The following is a 17,815-nucleotide window of genomic DNA, read 5'->3' as shown; positions in this document are numbered from 1 at the left end:
GAAAGCCTCCAGGGGCGGCGTGGAGATGTGCATTATATGGTAAAATATGGAGTGGTAGCTGACTCCTTTATTTAACTATGCCTTCACGAAGCCAAGATGATCTGAACTCATTTCAGTTACCCGTAAATCCAATTACAAGGGTTATGGAATCCTGCGAATAAGTGAGCATTCGAGAGATATTCGTATTAAACTGAGGGAGTTGTAGAAGGTATATGTATTTTTAAGTCGAATACATTTACATTAAAACTAAGTTAAGGTGGATTCGAAAATGGATAAAAGAGTTCTTTTTGACTTTGAAATTGATTTTACAAATGGCGGTGAATTACAAGGGCAGGAATTTCGCCTTGATATTGATGGAGATGACATTTCTGACGAAGAGTTAGCTAAGTATATTGTAAAGGATATGCGGTTGCTAATGGTTGGTGAAGTTAGGATACTTAACAAAAAAATCATTATTGAAAAACATAAACGGATTCCTGATAGTGAGAACTTTGAAAAATAGAAAAAATATTCGCGTTACTTCAAATTTTAGCTGGCCAAATCAGGCAGCTTTTCTTTTGTGACAACAGGTGCAAAAGTTGATAATTAGAGCTGTCATATAGGCAACTTTTCTTGTTCCACTAACGGGGAGCATTCCTGTAATAAAGCTAATTTTGTGAAGAAATGTACTTAAACTAACGAAGCAGGATAGTTGAATAAAAACTGTTGCCTAGTTTGATAGGACTGGAACAATATACGTATTCTACGCACAGAATAATTACAAAAATTTTTTCTAACGATTACCGTTTTAATTACGTTAATCGTTTACAATAAGTATATGAACATCAACTAGGAATCGACCCCTATTTTAAGAGTATAGTTACTTACTCAACATTAAGGAGGAAATCGATTATTATGAGCGACATAGTGACATTACGAGGACTTTCCACAGTCAGTTTTTGGGCAGCTGATCTAGCAGGGGCAAAAAAGTGGTACGCCGAGCTATTGGGTATTGATCCATACTTCGAACGTCCAGGATATGCCGAGTTTCGCCTCGGTGATTACCAGCACGAGCTGGGATTGATTGATAGCCGTTACACGCCAGATGGTTCAGTGACTAGTCCGGCTGGTGTTGTCGTGTACTGGCACGTCGACGATGTGACATCTACTTTCAAGAAGCTGCTATCTATGGGAGCAAAAGAGTACGAAGCACCTACAGAGCGAGGTGAGGGGTTCATCACTGCTTCCGTTCTCGATCCCTTTGGGAACATCCTAGGTATTATGTATAATCAGCACTATTTAGATGTTCTGAGCTTGACCAGAAAAGCCTGAACCATGCCTTCAGCATTCGGCATCTTGGTATTCACTAGCTTCAAATGCATCATTGCTTTTATTAGAATTTACATAAATTAAAGGGTGCAAGAGTTGAAGATGGGGTGCTGCGGCATCCTTTTTTTCTTGTTCCACTAACGGGCAGTTTAGTTGAGGAAGGAAATCCATATTAGTTAAAAGAATATGTAATAGAAGGAAAATGTTTATATAAAAGGGTTGGAGTGTGATTTATGGAAAAAGAACAGCTTATTAAATGTTTACTTGATGTACAATTGGCGACGCTACCCGTGATGATGAATTGGGAGGGAAGATGAAAAATGTTTAATAAATATTTTTGTGTTGCTGTTGTACTTGGAACATTACTATTATCAGCTTGTAGTGTGGAAAAAACTGAACAAAAAGTAAAAGAAGATAAGACTGTTGAGGATAAAGTAATTGTAGATAGCTCTACTACGGAGTTAAACCTTTTTGAACTGTCTGCTAAAGAAGAAGAGGTTTATAGCAAATTTCAAAAAGATTTAAATTTAAAACATCTAAGTGGATTAGAACCAATAAGTATTGCGAAGTTATATGTTAAAGCAGGGTTTGATAAAAAATATGAAGTTCAATATGCTTTATATACAGACAGGGAAGAATATGTTCAATGGTCAAAAGATGAAGATAAAAAAATTCCTGAATCGGATAAAGGTTCTAATGGACAGAACAAAGAACGATTCAAGAATATCGACAAAGGAACGTTCGTACAAACGAATGATTATGAAGGATATATTGAATATGATATAGGCGAAGGAACAATTGGTTTTCAGATGATTAAAAATGAAGATGGGATTTGGCAAGTATCATTTTTACCTATACAATAGAACTTTTATTTTTTATATCTATTAAGTATATAATCAACTTTATTACAGAGTTTGTGAATATATGTACTTAAAGTAACGGGTGCAAGAGTTTAAGTACGGAGCTGTCATTTTGGCAGCTTTTCTTGTTCCACTAACGGGGCAGGTTAGTTGAGGAACCAATATTTTAATACGAAATGGGTGATACTTTAACTAAAATAAATAGATTATTTAGAATAATATAAATAAATTTTGACTTAGCACTTGTGTCTATGATAAATTGAAGAGGAGGCGAAAAAATGGCATTTAAATCCAAGAATATATTTATTAATTTACCAGTAAAAGATGTGAAGAAGTCCACCAACTTTTTGACGGAGATCGGGTTTGAGTTAAACCCACAATTCAGCGATGAGAGCACATCCAGTATAATCATCAATGACAATATATTTGCTATAATCATGAATGAGGAACGTTTCAAAGAGTTTAGTAAGAAGGAAATTGTGGATACAACTACTGCCTCCGAAGCGATTTTTTGCTTATCGGCTGAAAGTCGAGAGCAAGTGGACGAGTTGGTAAATAAGGCACTTTCAGCTGGCGGCAAAACCTATAGCGAGCCTCAAGATCATGGGTTTATGTATGGATGGGGTTTTCAGGACTTAGACGGTCATTTATGGGAAGTCGTTTATATGGATGAAAGTGCATTTTAATCAGTGGTAAACTTTTGGTAAAGAGTTAGATTTTTTAGGCTTTATATATTAAGGGATGATACCTTATCAGGTATCTTTTTTTTATTTATTTTTTATAAGATTAGAAATATGTGAAGTAATGCACTTAAAGTAAAGGGTGCGATTCTTCAATAAAGAAGGGTCGCATTTTTCTTCTTCAAGTAACGGGGCAGTTTAGTTTAATAAACTTCGCTAATTGGAACTTAAAAAACCATCCACTTTTGATAGTAAATAGAGGATGGTTTTTTAAGGAATGTTTTTTATGATTTCTCTAGTAATAAATCCAATGATTATCCCAGGGAATACAAACAATATTGGGAGCCAAACAGGACCCAATAACACTCCAAATATCATTAAGTTCGAGGAAAAAATCAATCCAACAGTTACAAAAAATGCAGCAAACAAATACGGAAGAAAAGAATAAGGGTCTTTCCCTCCGCCTGCATCTTTCACTGCGTCCCACATAGAGAAAAAGTACAAACAAGGATAAAACATCAACCACTGATATTCAGCATGTTTTATGGCATCTCCAATTTCTCCATGAAAACTTAGAAGTATGACCTGATTAAAATTAGCTTGTACATTAATCAGAAATTCAAGTATCAATAAAACTGTGCCTTTAAAATACTTTCCGTTTAAATACTGCCCAAACCCAGGGAGTGCAATGCTCCACATTAGTTTTTCAAATGGATTCCTATTCACTTATACATATCCTATAAACAGAGTTCTTATTAATTTTCTTTTGCAATTTCTTTTCTATTAGGAGCAAGTGGAGGCTGTTCTAACCATTTATTTTGCACCATAATATTAAACCATTTCTTCGTTAACATAAGATTTTGTAGAATGGTGCTTTCGTAAGTGGCTACAAGGTCTGCTCGCATTGCGGATGCTAAACCTGCCCCGTGATATGCTTGTGCAGCTTGGAATAAGAAACCAGTATGATACAACATTAACTTATCGGAAAAAGGGGAGTCTGTTGAAGTTGTAACTTCGGTTTCCCACGACTTAGGAACGGGTAAATTATCCGTTTGCATAATTTTTGAAAAATTTTTTATTTGTTTGTCAGCCACTTTTTCGGCATCCTCTGAAAATTTTCTTACTTCTTTTGTTTGTGCGACTTGACTGAATGCGATTGAAAGAGTTTTTGCCATAATACTTTTTTTAAGATTGAAAGAAATGCTTATGATTTCTGTCGCTGCTAACGTTCTACCCTTTCCGAAAAATCCATCTGTGAAATCTTGGCTGGAAACATATTCAGGGTTTTTACCTGGATAAAATAAAGGGTCTCTCTGAAAACTTCCTTTTTCAAGCAATAAATCAATTGTTTGATGATACATCCTTTTCCCATCATTATCACAAGAGTCGTAAAAAAATCTTAAGTCCTCTCTGACAGAAACGCCCAATGAAGTGGAGTGTCCTAGCAAACCATGTAATGTCATGATGTGTAAATAATTCAGGCAAAATATATCTGTGAACAACCTCTGTTTACCTTTAAAGAGGTCGAATTCTGTAAATCCAATTGGAACGGGAAACCCATCGTTCTCCATAAAAGTAACGATTTGTTGTTTTTGCTTTTCGAATGTCTTGATAGCATCCTCAAAAATAGCTTTAATTTGCTCATCCTCAATAATAGAGACCATATATCTATTTACAATATCAACGGCTGTTCCATTTACATACTCTCCCCATAAAGTTCCTATTTCGGATGATGTAAGTTTTAATTTATCCTTTTCCATTGCGTCACCTCTAGGATATTATTTACCAATTCATCAAGAGGTATGAAATTTTTTTGATTTTTACCAAGGGGAAAAACACTCTTTAGAAATAACGAAATCACCAAAAAAGGTAAGCATAATACATGCTCACCTTTTTCTTACAACAATGCGAAATAGACGATACTTGTGGAATACTTATTGCCTAAGTTAAAGATGGCATTCTTAACAAGGATGTTAATCTGGAAGTTATACTACTAATTAAGAATCCTGCTCTAATACCCAAAATAATTATGGTCGATAATAAGCTAAAAAGAATATTCAAAGTATATCCCTCCACATTGAAGTTTAGTGTTAAATGATAATACTAAGGTTATGGGTTAATCTGAGGAGTAAATTTATTCAGTGGAACACCTAATCATAAAGTGGTTTATTGCAATCCTAGATGAATACAAATAAAAAGAGAAACAGCTTGTTGAACTAACCTGCACCTTATATACAGTATCGGGAATAAATCCTTGGAATGGTGCGCCTTTTATCTTTGTTTATATGTATCCTAATAGATACAAGCGTCAGTCACTTACTGCTGTAAATCAATTTATAAGAGACTTGCATTTTTATAACAACAGTGAAATGACTAAAACATTAAGTCTTTGTTTCGGTTCTTTTAATTTAAGTATGTTCCGGTTAAATAATCCTGTAGAGCGAGATTAAACGGAAATTGCCCTCATGCAGAGGAACCCCCATGCTTAACATGTAATGGTGGCAGCCCATGTAAGGATCTGGCAGTAGGCCTTTCAGAAATGGATATAGCAAAATATAAAATTCACATACAATCCACTTCTAAAATGGTTGAAGTAGCGAAACAATACGGACGTGAAGAAATAGCACAAAAAAACCAGAAGAATTTAGAGAGACTCCAGGATATTTATAATACGATTAAACAAGGCAATATAATATTCGGACGAATCGAAAGAATAAAATCTAAGCAGGGGGTATAATATGGCCACATATGACCGCAAAAAGCACCTAAAGCAAATTCATGAAAGTCGAAAAGCCATTACCATGAGTAAAGTAGATGAGGCTATTAAAAGGCTCGTTAGAGCCAATCAAGAAATTAATTTTAATAGTGTAGCCAGTGAGGCCGGAGTGGCAAAGGCTACGCTATATAATAATGTGACATTACGTGAGCGAATTGAAACACTACGTCAGCAGCAGATAAAAAGCCCTTCTGTAAAGCAGGTTAGGCATAAAATGAATGAAAATAATAAAGAAGTGATTATCGAATCATTAAAGCGTAAAGTTAAGCGATTAGAGCACGAGAACAAGGATTTGCGAGACCAATTAAAGGTAGCGTATGCAGAAGTCTACAAGAAGATATAAGCTGAGGCACCTTCCCTTTCTTGTTCAATTAAAGGGCCAGCTTATCGAATAAAGAAGAGCAAAAAAGCTGAGAAAATTTTTTTTTAGCTTCTTGTGTATTGAGTAATTATTTTCTACCAACAATAAGAGAAAATGAACCATCTGCAGGGCTGAATGACGCAGCCACTTTTCTTCCACTAGCAGTAAATTTCTCTGGAATGGTATTCTAATATTCGAAGTGTTTGTCCATGTCCTCTTCATGTACTTTTTGATAGTTAAATAAAAAAATCCACTATCTTTTGAGATAGCGGATTTCTAAATAGGTCTAATTGTGGTTAGGTTTCTTTAATTTTACACTTGAAATAACAAACGCGATGACAAGAACAATTGTGGCAAATATATACGGCATATCGATATTGATATCAAATAAAATACCGCCAATAATTGGTCCAAGTATGATACCTAAGCTTGTATAAGCAGAGTTCATGCCCGCAATATACCCTTGGTTTTTCCCGGCGATTTTCGATAAAAATGATGTTACAGCGGGGCGTAAAATATCACAAGAGAAAAATACAATACTCGTCACAACAATCATTGTCAAGTAACCGTCTATTAAAATCGTTAGAAAGATAAAAATAGCAGTAGATAGTAAGGTTAAATTAATTAACATTCGTTCACCAATTACATTGACTAGTTTATCAAAGAATATAATTTGAGCAACAACACCAGCTATTGAACCAACCGTAATAACGATTGAAATATCACGAATTGTAAAGCCAAACTTTTCATCAACGAATAAGCTAAACATCATTTCATAAACGGACAGTCCGAACGCTAGTATGAATACGATCAGTAGTGGTGTGAAGTACTTAGGTTGAAATGATTTTTTAAATTCATGTATAAATACTGGACATACAGCGGATGCGCGATTTTTTTGAAGCTGTTCTACTGTAATCGAATCATCCAATAGAATAAAAATAATAATGGTAGCAATGAGTGAAATAGCAGCAGCAAAGAAGAACGGTGCGCGTATCCCGAACTCTGCAATCAGTCCACCAACTCCTGGCCCAATTATAAACCCTAAACTGATTGCAGCTGATTGGTAACCTAACACTTTTGCACGATTTGATAAGGTCGTTTTATCTGTAACGTACGTAACAACGGCTGGCATAATAAAAGCGGCACTTACACCACCAAGAAGACGGCTCACAAATAATAGCCAAGTTTCATCCGCAAAGCCAAATAGTGCCTCTGAAAATGAAAATAATAAAAGACCAATGACAATCATTTTTTTACGGCCGATTGAATCGACCCATACGCCTGTAAAAGGTGAAGCCAGAAACTGTGCAAAGGCCATTACAGCGAACAAGTAACCGACAACGGCACCATTTAAACTTAGTTCCTCTGCAATTGATGGCATAACTGGTGAAGCAAGTCCCATCCCCAAGTAAGCAATAAATAAACTAGATAATGCAAGTGCAATAGACACTTTTTCCTTTCGATTCATAATTGATTACCTCTAATTGATTGTAAACCAAGTCACCGTCCTATCTGTTGGAGGATGAAATGGATGCATTCACTTTCTTCATTGTTTGTACTATATTTTGTAATTGTTCTAAATCGATGTCAGAGAAGTGCTTAGAAAATCTTTATCTCCTTCTTCGCTTAATTTCTGATAAGTAAGACCTTTCTCTGCTAATACGATGAAAAACTCACGATGATTGTTTGGATTGCTCTCACGCGTAATGAAATTTTGAGCTTCAAGCTTGGCGAGTACCTGGCTTACTGCACTTTTGAAAATGGCAAATTGCGTCGCGGTTTCATTGTAATACGTGGGTGTTCCATCTCATAAAACAAAATGGTTTCTTGTTGTGCTGTTAAATTGTAATCATTAAACTTTTGAGCGTTTTTGTTGTAGATGACGTAGTTCCATACTAAAAGCATAACGATTGGAATTTAAATAGCACTCAGGACACCTACAAATTACGTCACTTAACTTTAAATACATAGGAAAGCGATATATAAACTTTAGCTTTTTACTTGATTCCCTTTAAAATACCAAACAACTACAGGAATAAGTAACAATGATAAAACGGCTCCAGAAATTGATAGTATCGTATAACTAGAATGTGCGACAACCATTCCTGACAAGGCTCCCCCTGCTGCTCCTGATAGTGCTACAAAGACATCGGATGTTCCTTGTGTTTTCGCACGTACAGATGGATGTGTTGAATCTATAATGAGAGCAGTTCCCGTTAATAAACCAATGTTCCAACCTACACCTAGTAATACTAGTGCTAGGATTAGCAATAATAACGAGTCTGCCGGTGCAAAGGCTGCCACCAATCCAGCGGCAAGGAGTGTAGCACCTGAAGCAATAGCCATAGTAGTGCGACCAAACTTATCTACTAATAAACCAGTCAATGGTGAAGGTAGATACATCGCTGCTATATGGAACCCAATAACTAATCCCACTTCGCTCAAACCATGACCGTGATGTCCCATGTGAACTGGTGTCATTGTCATAATTGCTGTCATGATTAGTTGAGCTAAAATCATTATTACAGCTCCTACCATAATTCCTTTTTTGTTTATGGTAGGATTTTTTAGACTTCCTTCTGTATGAACTTTATGGTCTTTTTTCTCAGCATTCGCAATTGCTGTAGATACAATCAACGGATCTGGACGAAGAAAAATTAAGAGAATTAATCCAGCAATAATAAAAGCTGCTCCTGACATGATAAACGGACCAGCTAAATTTGGAACACCAATTGATTCTGCATATTCTCCCATTGGAGTAACTAAGTTAGGACCTACTACAGCTCCTAAAGTAGTAGAAACCAATGCCATACTTGCAGCAGTTGCTCGTTGTTTCTCATTTGCAAGGTCTGTCCCTGCATACCGAGCTTGAAGATTAGAAGCCATACCTGCTCCATAAATAAGAAGGGCAACAAATAAAAGGGCAATGCTGTTGATTAAAGCCGCAATTACAACACCTATAGCACCTAATCCACCTATAAGGAAACCACCTGCAAGTCCAGCTCTACGACCAAAATGTTGTGAGGATGCTCCTATAAGTAGGGCAGCTACGGCAGATCCAAAAGTAAAGAGGGCAATTGGAATTCCTGCTGCATTTTCTGAACCTAACATTTCTTGTGCAAGAAGCGCCCCAACTGTTATCCCAGCACCAAGTCCTGCTCCCCCAAAGATTTGTGAAACAATCAAGATTTTTAATGTTTTTTTATAAAGTTGGTTTTGTTTTTCTGGTAAATCAATATATTCTTGTAACCATAAAGTCTGCTGTGTTGATGTATTTTTACTTTTTCTTACCATGAACTCTACCTCCAACGAAATATCTTTATGGCTTTTCGTGTATTTGTCATTCTTTGACCATTTATGTTATTTCATATATTCGCATCTCATTAAATTTATAATTAGTAGAAGCTCGCAATTAAATGATAGATAATTACGAGCTTCTACCGTACACTTTTTATCCAATATGAATACAACTATATATTTTTGTATTCATATTACATTTTGTAAGATTCACCATCTTCTGGTACTAAAATATTACTTGAGAATTCTTTTTCTTTACTAAAGTTTTTTAATTCTTCTCTAGATAATGTCCAATGGTTAACAGCTTCCATATGAACAGAAATAATCTTAGCATTAGGAGCCGCCTTGTGAACTTCATAGATGTCTTCTTTTCCCATGATGAGTGAACCTAATTCTAATCTTTGATTGTCTCCACCATTAACCACAATGATTTCTGGTTGATGTGTATGAATCTCGTCTTCGATAGCGTCATACCAAACTGTATCACCAGCTACATATAAAACTTTTTCACTAGGGTGCTTTAATACTACTCCACAAACTTCACCCATTAAGTTTAATAACTCTTCTCCTCTACCATGTTCACCTTTTGTTTTTACTAATTGGATCCCTTCAAAAACAGTGTCTTGTTGTAGTACTTCTACATTTTTGAAACCACTTGCTTTTACTTCTTTTGCATCTGCTTCATTTTGAACAATCATTTTGATGTTTTTTGGCAATACGTTTTTTGCCACATCATCAAAGTGATCTAGGTGTAGATGAGTAACAATTACTGCATCTACGCCATCCAGAATGTTATCAATTGATGTTGGCAAACTCACCAAAGGATTAAACAGATCTCGTCTGATCGTTTCAGGGAAAGTAGGGTACGTACCTTTCTCTGCTAACATAGGATCTATTAAAAATTTTTTATTTGCGTATTCTACAACAATTGTTGCATTTCGAATTTGTGTAATATTCATATTTACAACTCACTTTTCTTTTTATTTGTCTTAGTTTGACAGAGTTAAGTGTATAATATCAGCAGTGTTCAAATACATAGATAAAATAAGGTGTTTTAACTCTTTGACTTTATTTTCGAAAGGAACTAACTTTCAAATAAATCAAACAGAAAAAAAATTATAGAGAAATTATGTAACGATAGCCGAATTACAATGAAAGAACTGGGAGAGAGAGTACATTTAACATGACCAGCAGCTGCAGCTAGAGTAGAGAAATTATAAGAGAATGGGGTTATTGAGGGATCTAGCATTAAAGTAAATCAAGCAATTAGGGTGCTTTATGTATACCTTCATCAATATCTATATTTATGGAAAAAACAATTCCTGTACATGGTCTTACTATGGACCAAAAGCAGACCATCTTGATTTTTTGTCAGATGGGAATACTGATATCGAAAAACAAAATAAAGTATAATGAATAAAGGGTGTCCAGAAGTTGTTTTTTCTGGACACCCTTTTTTTTAAGTTGTTGAAACATCTTTCTTGTGAAAGAAAAGATGTTAAGTTTCCAAAGGAAGTTCTTTTATTTTAAAAATGCCTCTGTTGTTTTCACTGTTGCATAGATGCCATTTAATGCGGCCATAAATGCGTAATGAACATGCTCAGCAGGAACGATTTTATCTTCAATTTGTAATGTTGTTGTTGCACAAGCATCTTCAATCACTTGGCATGAATATCCGTGTTCAACTGCTGCACGTACTGTTGCATCAATACACATATGTGACATCATACCGCAAACGATTAATTCTTTAACCCCTTGTTCTTGTAGTTTTTCATGTAAGTTTGTATTGAAGAAGCTATTCGGCATATGTTTTTCAATGACTGTCTCGCCTTCTAATGGGCGTACTGACTCATGAATTTCGACACCTTCTGTATTTGGATGGAAAAAAGGAACGACTTCACCTTCTGTGATATGCTGTACATGAAAGATTGGTGCGCCTGTTTGTCTGAAGTTTGTTAGCAGTTTCGCAGCTTTTTTTGCTGCTTGCTCAGGGTTTGTTAAAGCCATCTTTCCATTTGAAAAATAATCATTTTGGATATCAATTACTAATAAAGCTGTTGCCATTTTCTTCACCTCTTAAAATTTTATATAGTATAAGGATATACATATTTCAATGAATTTTCGATGGTCTCATGAAATACTATCATTCAAAACTATTTCACTGTGAAAGGAGTTACTATGAAAATTGATTCAATTGATGTTCAAATTCTACAATTATTAAATAAAAACGCTCGGATACAATGGAAAGAAATCGGTGAAAAGATTCATATGACAGGACAAGCGGTAGGCAATCGTATCAAAAAAATGGAAGATAACGGCATCATTCAATCATATTCGATTGTGGTTGATGAATTGAAGATGGGGTTTTCCTTTACAGCCTTTGTCTTCTTTTACATGAATACATATACGCATGATGATTTATTGAAATTTATTGCTACTCGTAATGAAATTAGCGAAGCTCATCGTGTTTCGGGAGATGCATGTTATCTTCTGAAGATTACGGTTCGTTCACAAGAAGCTTTAAATCACCATTTGAATGATTTATTGAAATATGGAAACTATCAGCTTTATTTGTCTATTAAGGAAGTGAAAAAGCGTTATAATGCGTCATTAATGTCTGATGAATAACGTGTTTGTTGTCATCATGTATCAATGTAAACCGTTACTAAATTATGTATAAAAAGCCCTATCTTGGTAAATTCCATGTCCAAGCTAGGGCTTTTAAGAGAAGACATACATCATGTTTTATGACCAAACATCTCCGTTTTATAAAGCAAACTATTAGCTAATAACAATCGACACTTTATAGTTTGCTTGTTTGTTTAAGTTATTTAAAAATTGATCTAATACCTCATTTGAGGGGAATTTACATTCAAGCAAATAGCAACCGTCTCCACTAACTTTATAATTGTTTATTACATAGTTATCTTGTGTTTCTATAAAAGCTAAATAGGGTTGATGATGGATATTTTTGATATAAATATTTAGAAATGCATGTATAGCAAAACCTAATTTCACTTGATTCACTTCGATACTGCATCCTTTTATTATGTCATTGTCTAATAACTTTGCTACCCTTGATGCGGTTGCTGGTGCAGTGAGATGTACTTTCCCCCCTAATTCTTTCATTGTCAGGCGACTATTTTTAGACAGCTCGTCGAGTATTTTTTTATCTGTTTCATCAATCATATTCTTGTATCCTTTCTAAAAAAATTAGATGTATTTTTACATAGTTTGTTCGCTGTACACTTTTTTATGTTTGCTTAAAAACTTTAAAAATAAAGTGAAATCATGAAATAACTTTATTTTCCTTATGTATTGATCGGTTTAGGCAGTATATATTTATATGCATGCAAATCAAAAGAGGAAGCACCCTCATTAATATGAACGATTATTAAAATGTTTTGTTCAGTGATTTTGTATAAGTTAAATAAAAGAAAATTCATTATTTTAGAGGTGAAATATTATGAAAAAATTTGATATATCAGTTTTATCAGCTGCTCCATTAAGACAAGGAGAAACAATGAAACAAGGGATTGATTCTGCAGTGTCATTAGGCAAAGCTGTAGATAAAATGGGCTATAAACGGATTTGGTTTACAGAGCATCATAATCACGACGCTTATGCTAGTTCAGCTACCGTATCTATTGTACAACATATATTAGCAAATACAGAAGACATTCGCGTAGGTTCAGGAGGTATTATGCTGCCAAATCATTCCCCATTAGTCGTAGCGGAGCAATTTGGAACACTTGAAACACTGTATCCAAATCGTGTAGATTTAGCGTTAGGTCGCGCACCAGGAACGGATCAAAAAACTGCCGATGTGATTCGTCGTTTGAATCATAATGGAGTGTTTTTCTTTGAACGGGAAGTACAAGATATTTTGCGTTTTGTAGGGGATGAGAGCTTGCAAGGAGAGGTTCGTGCTTATCCAGGTATTGGAACGAATGTACCAGTCTTTATATTAGGCTCCTCAATGGGTTCGGCTAAAATCGCTGCAAATCTTGGTCTACCTTATGCATTTGGTGCTCAATTTTCACCTCATGCGATGGAAGAAGCGCTCGCTATTTATCGAGAAAATTTCCAACCGTCTGCTTATTTACAAGAGCCTTATGTGATGGCTTGTATAAATGTGATTGCAGCAGATTCAATGGAAGAGTCGACATTGATTTCTGCAAGTCATTTGCAGGTGTATATCGATATTTATACAAATAATTTAAGTCAGCTTATTCCACCAACTAAAAACTTCCTTGAATCGTTATCACAAGTTGAATTAGAAATTCTTCATCATCGACTAGGGTATACAATCATGGGTGATGCAGAAACTATTCGTCGGGATCTGATGGAATTCCAACAGACTTATCAAGTAGATGAAATCATAGTAATATCTAATATTTACGAATTGAGCAAGGAAATCCATTCTTATGAGATTTTAAAACATGTTGTCGATGAATCATTTGAATAAAGGATGGAGCTTCTTTATAAGTGCGAGTCAGTTGAACAGTCTATGATTTTCAACAATCTGGCGCTTTAATTGAATAAAAGAAGAGCACATATTATACATGACTAATATGTGCTCTTCTTTATTTTTAAGGATTTTTATAATTTAGGTCTTGATAATACTGTTTAGATGGTGAGATTATTGTTACAGATACAAATGGAAAACCGGATTTTGAAGCAATGATGAGCCGGTTCCAATCACGGCATTCCTCTTTTGAAAACAATATGCTAAGTTATGTCGTTTTCGACGTTATTCAATATAAAGGTGAGCCAGTTACAAAGCTGCCATTATCAGAGAGAAAGCAGCTGCTAGATGAAATTATCACCCAGGATACAAGTATCGTTGCGAAAGTTCAATATATAGAAGGTCATGGTGCTGCATACTTTGATTTGGTCCAGCAGCAAGGGCTAGAGGGGATAGTCCTAAAACGTAAGGACTCCCGTTATGAGGTCGGTAAACGCAGCCAGTCGTGGCTTAAGGTGATTAATTACCAATACGAGGATATACTTATTACCGGACTTAGAAAAGGAGAATTTGGGCTGCTTCTGAGCTTTTTAGACGGCAGACCAGCTGGAGTAATGGAGTTCATGCCACCAGCAGAGCGTAAGAACTTATACAGGCAGCTGAAATTTGTTTCAGAGGACGATAAATTTACAATGATTGAGCCGATCGAGTGCCGGGTTAAGTATAGAAATTTAACTAAAGCTGGATTCCTACGGATTCCGTCATTTGTAGACTGGAAATAATGAAAAACTTGAGGATAGAACACAAGGTTCTGTCCTTTTTTTATTATTATTTACAAAATAGATTGTGAAGGGTCGCACTTAAACTAACGATGCAGGTTAGTAGAATAACGCTTTGCAGAAGCCCTTCACTTTCTTTAAACTACTATTTTTATCTTCAAATTTTCGTAAGGATCATGACTTGTTCATGATTCTTTTTTTACTAATGATAAATGGGTGGTCAAAAAAGTTTCAAATTGGATGGTAAAAAAAATTTGAAAATCCTTATGATGGAGAAATGGATAATAAAACATCGATTTAGGCTAATGATTAATGGTTTTGAAATAAATGTGTGGATTGATGCACAATTATCTATTCACGAAACAGTTTTAGAATTGAATGCAAAAGGATTGGAGGTAAGGGTTATGAATACTATCGATATGGTAAATCGGCGTAAAGCATTAGACGACATTAAACCCTATACACCAGGTAAACCATTATGGGAAGTACAAGAGGAATTAGGATTGAAAAGTGTTATTGCGTCACGATTATCACTATCTACCCATCAATTAATGACGGTGGTTCTGCCGCGTTTTTTATGTACGGAAATAACTAAATGAAAATGAAACATAAAAGATATAAAACAGCACAGCAAAAAAATATTTTTTAATAATTTAGATAAAAAGGAGTTTGAAAGAATGAGAATTGATCCACAAACGACAGGTATTTTATTGACAGATCCACAGAATGAGTTTTTACATCCTACGGGTGCAGGATATTCTTTAACAAAAGATATACTTGCTGAAAATGACACAATTAACAACATTGAATTACTATTAAAAACAGCGAAGGAAAAAAACTATCAAGTATTTGTTTCGCCGCACTATTACTACCCTCATGATAAAAACTGGAAAATTAAAGGGGGGGGAGAATCAATGATGCAGGAAAACAATATGTTCCAAAGCAAAGGTCCTCATAAACCGATTGAATCTGCGTCAGGAGCTGACTTTTACGAGTCATTTAAACCATATCTCGAAGACGGTAAAACAATCATCACAAGTCCGCATAAAATTTTTGGTCCAGAATCGAATGATTTAGTTTTACAACTTCGTAAACGTGGCATAAACACGGTTATTATTGGAGGTATGAATGCAAACCTTTGTGTTGACTCCCATATGCGTGAACTAGTAGAACAAGGCTTCGAAGTTTATATCGTGAGTGACGCAACAGCTGCTCCTGGTAAAGATGCATTCAATGCAGGCATTGTAAACTTTGGATTCGTTTCAAGTGGTGTTTGGACAACTCAAGAGGCCATCGAGAAATTAAACTCTTAATTTGGTCAAGGAAAGCGATTTATATAAAATATATGAAGCATATGACAAATGGTGGATTAGCGACATATGGGAGAGTTTTGCAGCACATTTATAGACACGATATACGTGCCTTCTTTTCAAAATGTTTAACCTCAACAATCGAACTTTATAATGAAGTTACTCAAGTTTTATTAGAAAAAGGACTGGATACTCGTCCACGATCTATTCCTTATCCACAAGAAATCGAGTACATACATAAGCAATCATTTTTATTGGAGGGTCTTGGAAGACGGGAGTCTCTTACAGGAGAAGAGGTAAACCAGTTACATTTTAATATTCAAACAAATCATTTAGGAATAAGTTTAGCTACAGCATTTAGTCAGGTTACAGATTCCAATAAGGTACGTAATTATGTCTTAAGAGGAAAAGACCTCGCATTCTATCTTTCGAAAAAATAATAGGTAGTAATTTTTATCAAAATTCAAGGAGGAACATTCCAGTGAGTAAAGATTTTTATTCTGTCTTAAAAGAAAGACGTACTTACTATGGTATTAACAAAGAAGTAAGTGTATCAGATGAAAGAATAAAGGAGATTGTTGAGTTTGCTGTAAAATATACTCCATCAGCTTTTAATTCACAAACATCACGTGTTGTTGTGTTAACTGCTGAAGCACATGATAAGCTATGGGATATTACTACAGCAGCCCTGAAAAAAGCAGTTGGTGAAGGAGACTTTTCTGGAACTCAACAAAAAATGGATTCATTTAAAGCGGGGTATGGAACAGTTTTATTCTTTGAGGATGAATCAATTATAAAGTCTCTACAAGAACAATTTACACTATATGCTGATAACTTCCCTATCTGGTCACACCAAGCATCTGGTATGCATCAACTGGTTGTCTGGTCTGGATTAGAAGCAGAAGGATTAGGAGCTTCTTTACAACACTATAATCCTTTAATTGATGATGAAGTTACAAATGAATGGAATATCCCATCCAATTGGAAATTAATTGCACAAATGCCCTTTGGCAATCCTACGGCTCAACCTGGCGATAAAGAATTCAAACCAATTGAAGAAAGAGTTAAATTCTTTAAATAATAATTTTGGAAAAAGGTCTGATTTAATAAATCAGGCTTTTTTTGTTCAGGATTTATAGATTAAAGAAATTAACTATACAATACATTATACCTTTATTAATCGCTGCGTCTTTTTACTATTTTGACTCCTTAGATTTCCTAAGTCTTTCTTTGGCATTATAATTATAGTTTCATTGATAATTTTTCTCTTTAAATTAAAAGACAGAGGAATGCTATTTAATCCAATCCCGAAGAGATTGTGAATGGTTGTACTTAAACTAATGGGTGCTTATGTTAAAAATGGGATGGCTGCATGAAAGGAAATTTTTTATCTCTTCCTTTGTCCAATAACTGTGTTTATTACCTTCATCTTGATCGCTTAGAAGCTCTTTTTGTTGTTTAGGAATACTTAACAAGCTCGATTGGTTTTTTCCCAATGATGTCCATTTTTACAGCGTATCTGAAATTTTGGTTTGCTTGACGTGGAAGTATATATATATCTTTTGATCAAGCTTGGTAGCAGCAGCTTGTAATTCCCTGATTCGTTCTCCAAGCATACACTTTTTCCCTTTTGAGTAATTCCATTTGAAAAAAAAATGGGGATTGAGGAAATGAGTATGAAGTTATTTACAGAGAAAGAAATGAAGCTACTTTCAACTAAAAAATATGTTTGAGCTGTTAGATCGAAAGATAGATTTAATAAAAATGACTCAGTTTCTATTTTTGATAATTACGGATTTATTATCATCTAAAATATCAATCATTTCATTTAAAATCTTGCATTGTTTATTTTTTCGAATACTTATAACATTAAGACTAGTCTTGCGATGTTACATAGGAAAGAGGAATAGAAATCACGATTTAATATTGGGTTTACAAGTGGAAATCAAATATTAGGAGATTGATATTATCAGGCT

The 17,815-nt window shown here is 34.9% G+C and carries 21 protein-coding genes and 1 pseudogene; 14 read left to right on the top strand and 8 right to left on the bottom strand.

Annotated elements, in window-relative coordinates; genetic code table 11:
- The first annotated feature begins 268 nt into the window (after nt 1–268).
- The 4 genes from ACIQAA_RS19425 (at nt 269) to ACIQAA_RS19410 (ending at nt 2,854) form a co-directional block, all read left to right on the top strand.
- Nucleotides 269–502, top strand: a complete 234-nt coding sequence (locus ACIQAA_RS19425) for a cyclase (protein ID WP_402622443.1) — start codon at nt 269–271, stop codon at nt 500–502.
- 392 nt (nt 503–894) lie between these two features.
- Nucleotides 895–1,311, top strand: a complete 417-nt coding sequence (locus tag ACIQAA_RS19420; RefSeq protein WP_402622442.1) for a VOC family protein — start codon at nt 895–897, stop codon at nt 1,309–1,311.
- A gap of 317 nt (nt 1,312–1,628) precedes the next feature.
- Nucleotides 1,629–2,171, top strand: a complete 543-nt coding sequence (locus ACIQAA_RS19415) for an RNA polymerase subunit sigma (RefSeq protein WP_402622440.1) — start codon at nt 1,629–1,631, stop codon at nt 2,169–2,171.
- A 275-nt stretch (nt 2,172–2,446) separates the two neighbouring features.
- Nucleotides 2,447–2,854 carry a VOC family protein gene (locus tag ACIQAA_RS19410; protein ID WP_402622438.1) on the top strand — a complete coding sequence of 136 codons (408 nt, stop codon included), beginning with the start codon at nt 2,447–2,449 and terminating at the stop codon, nt 2,852–2,854.
- A 264-nt stretch (nt 2,855–3,118) separates the two neighbouring features.
- On the opposite strand, the gene ACIQAA_RS19405 is transcribed toward ACIQAA_RS19410, so the two are convergent.
- Together ACIQAA_RS19405 and ACIQAA_RS19400 are read right to left on the bottom strand one after the other, a co-directional pair.
- A complete protein-coding gene (locus ACIQAA_RS19405) occupies nt 3,119–3,574 on the bottom strand; it encodes a hypothetical protein (RefSeq protein WP_402622437.1) in 456 nt (151 codons plus the stop codon).
- A 29-nt stretch (nt 3,575–3,603) separates the two neighbouring features.
- Entirely contained in the window at nt 3,604–4,608 is a 1,005-nt protein-coding gene (locus ACIQAA_RS19400; protein ID WP_402622435.1) for a DUF3231 family protein, read from the bottom strand.
- A 779-nt stretch (nt 4,609–5,387) separates the two neighbouring features.
- On the opposite strand from ACIQAA_RS19400, the gene ACIQAA_RS19395 reads away from it, so the two are divergent.
- Complete coding sequence (locus ACIQAA_RS19395; protein ID WP_402622434.1) at nt 5,388–5,585, top strand: hypothetical protein; 198 nt, start codon at nt 5,388–5,390, stop codon at nt 5,583–5,585.
- A gap of 1 nt (nt 5,586) precedes the next feature.
- Nucleotides 5,587–5,967, top strand: a complete 381-nt coding sequence (locus ACIQAA_RS19390) for a DUF6262 family protein (RefSeq protein ID WP_006638438.1) — start codon at nt 5,587–5,589, stop codon at nt 5,965–5,967.
- Nucleotides 5,968–6,271: 304 nt separating this feature from the next.
- Here the strand turns inward: ACIQAA_RS19390 and ACIQAA_RS19385 are convergent, their stop codons facing one another.
- From ACIQAA_RS19385 to ACIQAA_RS19370, 4 genes are all read right to left on the bottom strand, one after another.
- A complete protein-coding gene (locus ACIQAA_RS19385; protein WP_402622432.1) occupies nt 6,272–7,453 on the bottom strand; it encodes an MFS transporter in 1,182 nt (393 codons plus the stop codon).
- A gap of 108 nt (nt 7,454–7,561) precedes the next feature.
- Nucleotides 7,562–7,747, bottom strand: a complete 186-nt coding sequence (locus ACIQAA_RS19380; protein WP_402622468.1) for a MarR family transcriptional regulator — start codon at nt 7,745–7,747, stop codon at nt 7,562–7,564.
- Nucleotides 7,748–7,974: 227 nt separating this feature from the next.
- Nucleotides 7,975–9,279: an MFS transporter gene (locus ACIQAA_RS19375; RefSeq protein WP_402622430.1), complete on the bottom strand. Its 1,305-nt coding sequence runs from the start codon at nt 9,277–9,279 to the stop codon at nt 7,975–7,977.
- 197 nt (nt 9,280–9,476) lie between these two features.
- Nucleotides 9,477–10,241, bottom strand: a complete 765-nt coding sequence (locus tag ACIQAA_RS19370; protein WP_402622429.1) for an MBL fold metallo-hydrolase — start codon at nt 10,239–10,241, stop codon at nt 9,477–9,479.
- 156 nt (nt 10,242–10,397) lie between these two features.
- Between ACIQAA_RS19370 and ACIQAA_RS19365 the strand changes: the two genes are divergently transcribed.
- Nucleotides 10,398–10,469: a hypothetical protein gene (locus tag ACIQAA_RS19365; RefSeq protein ID WP_402622466.1), complete on the top strand. Its 72-nt coding sequence runs from the start codon at nt 10,398–10,400 to the stop codon at nt 10,467–10,469.
- 334 nt (nt 10,470–10,803) lie between these two features.
- Here the strand turns inward: ACIQAA_RS19365 and ACIQAA_RS19360 are convergent, their stop codons facing one another.
- Nucleotides 10,804–11,346, bottom strand: a complete 543-nt coding sequence (locus ACIQAA_RS19360) for a cysteine hydrolase family protein (RefSeq protein ID WP_402622427.1) — start codon at nt 11,344–11,346, stop codon at nt 10,804–10,806.
- Between the two features lie 114 nt (nt 11,347–11,460).
- Between ACIQAA_RS19360 and ACIQAA_RS19355 the strand changes: the two genes are divergently transcribed.
- Nucleotides 11,461–11,910 (top strand): Lrp/AsnC family transcriptional regulator, encoded by a 450-nt coding sequence (locus ACIQAA_RS19355; RefSeq protein ID WP_402622425.1) that lies wholly within the window; start codon nt 11,461–11,463, stop codon nt 11,908–11,910.
- A gap of 153 nt (nt 11,911–12,063) precedes the next feature.
- Here the strand turns inward: ACIQAA_RS19355 and ACIQAA_RS19350 are convergent, their stop codons facing one another.
- Nucleotides 12,064–12,471 carry an Lrp/AsnC family transcriptional regulator gene (locus ACIQAA_RS19350; RefSeq protein WP_063591420.1) on the bottom strand — a complete coding sequence of 136 codons (408 nt, stop codon included), beginning with the start codon at nt 12,469–12,471 and terminating at the stop codon, nt 12,064–12,066.
- A 277-nt stretch (nt 12,472–12,748) separates the two neighbouring features.
- Here ACIQAA_RS19350 and ACIQAA_RS19345 point away from each other — a divergent pair, with 277 nt between their 5' ends.
- From ACIQAA_RS19345 to ACIQAA_RS19320, 6 genes and pseudogenes are all read left to right on the top strand, one after another.
- A complete protein-coding gene (locus tag ACIQAA_RS19345; RefSeq protein ID WP_402622423.1) occupies nt 12,749–13,750 on the top strand; it encodes an LLM class flavin-dependent oxidoreductase in 1,002 nt (333 codons plus the stop codon).
- Nucleotides 13,751–13,920: 170 nt separating this feature from the next.
- Nucleotides 13,921–14,532, top strand: a pseudogene (locus ACIQAA_RS19340) (ATP-dependent DNA ligase); the annotation flags it as partial.
- A gap of 401 nt (nt 14,533–14,933) precedes the next feature.
- A complete protein-coding gene (locus ACIQAA_RS19335; protein WP_402622421.1) occupies nt 14,934–15,128 on the top strand; it encodes a hypothetical protein in 195 nt (64 codons plus the stop codon).
- A 78-nt stretch (nt 15,129–15,206) separates the two neighbouring features.
- Nucleotides 15,207–15,842, top strand: a complete 636-nt coding sequence (locus ACIQAA_RS19330) for a cysteine hydrolase family protein (RefSeq protein ID WP_402622420.1) — start codon at nt 15,207–15,209, stop codon at nt 15,840–15,842.
- Nucleotides 15,803–16,279 carry a DUF3231 family protein gene (locus ACIQAA_RS19325; protein ID WP_402622418.1) on the top strand — a complete coding sequence of 159 codons (477 nt, stop codon included), beginning with the start codon at nt 15,803–15,805 and terminating at the stop codon, nt 16,277–16,279. The genes ACIQAA_RS19330 and ACIQAA_RS19325 overlap by 40 nt, the downstream gene beginning before the upstream one ends.
- A 41-nt stretch (nt 16,280–16,320) precedes the next feature.
- Nucleotides 16,321–16,920: a nitroreductase family protein gene (locus ACIQAA_RS19320; protein WP_402622416.1), complete on the top strand. Its 600-nt coding sequence runs from the start codon at nt 16,321–16,323 to the stop codon at nt 16,918–16,920.
- The last annotated feature ends 895 nt before the right edge of the window (nt 16,921–17,815 follow it).

Source organism: Neobacillus sp. NPDC093182 (genome assembly GCF_044754045.1).
The sequence above is the reverse complement of the archived record's forward strand: the minus strand, read 5'-3'. Positions and strand labels throughout refer to the sequence as shown.

Bases quoted from the DNA above. Each gene is read 5' to 3' on its own strand.
- ACIQAA_RS19425 (WP_402622443.1), top strand. From the start codon at position 269: ATGGATAAAAGAGTTCTTTTTGACTTTGAAATTGATTTTACAAATGGC.
- ACIQAA_RS19420 (WP_402622442.1), top strand. From the start codon at position 895: ATGAGCGACATAGTGACATTACGAGGACTTTCCACAGTCAGTTTTTGG.
- ACIQAA_RS19415 (WP_402622440.1), top strand. From the start codon at position 1,629: ATGTTTAATAAATATTTTTGTGTTGCTGTTGTACTTGGAACATTACTA.
- ACIQAA_RS19410 (WP_402622438.1), top strand. From the start codon at position 2,447: ATGGCATTTAAATCCAAGAATATATTTATTAATTTACCAGTAAAAGAT.
- ACIQAA_RS19400 (WP_402622435.1), bottom strand. From the start codon at position 4,608: ATGGAAAAGGATAAATTAAAACTTACATCATCCGAAATAGGAACTTTA.
- ACIQAA_RS19395 (WP_402622434.1), top strand. From the start codon at position 5,388: ATGGATATAGCAAAATATAAAATTCACATACAATCCACTTCTAAAATG.
- ACIQAA_RS19390 (WP_006638438.1), top strand. From the start codon at position 5,587: ATGGCCACATATGACCGCAAAAAGCACCTAAAGCAAATTCATGAAAGT.
- ACIQAA_RS19385 (WP_402622432.1), bottom strand. From the start codon at position 7,453: ATGAATCGAAAGGAAAAAGTGTCTATTGCACTTGCATTATCTAGTTTA.
- ACIQAA_RS19375 (WP_402622430.1), bottom strand. From the start codon at position 9,279: ATGGTAAGAAAAAGTAAAAATACATCAACACAGCAGACTTTATGGTTA.
- ACIQAA_RS19370 (WP_402622429.1), bottom strand. From the start codon at position 10,241: ATGAATATTACACAAATTCGAAATGCAACAATTGTTGTAGAATACGCA.
- ACIQAA_RS19360 (WP_402622427.1), bottom strand. From the start codon at position 11,346: ATGGCAACAGCTTTATTAGTAATTGATATCCAAAATGATTATTTTTCA.
- ACIQAA_RS19355 (WP_402622425.1), top strand. From the start codon at position 11,461: ATGAAAATTGATTCAATTGATGTTCAAATTCTACAATTATTAAATAAA.
- ACIQAA_RS19350 (WP_063591420.1), bottom strand. From the start codon at position 12,471: ATGATTGATGAAACAGATAAAAAAATACTCGACGAGCTGTCTAAAAAT.
- ACIQAA_RS19345 (WP_402622423.1), top strand. From the start codon at position 12,749: ATGAAAAAATTTGATATATCAGTTTTATCAGCTGCTCCATTAAGACAA.
- ACIQAA_RS19335 (WP_402622421.1), top strand. From the start codon at position 14,934: ATGAATACTATCGATATGGTAAATCGGCGTAAAGCATTAGACGACATT.
- ACIQAA_RS19330 (WP_402622420.1), top strand. From the start codon at position 15,207: ATGAGAATTGATCCACAAACGACAGGTATTTTATTGACAGATCCACAG.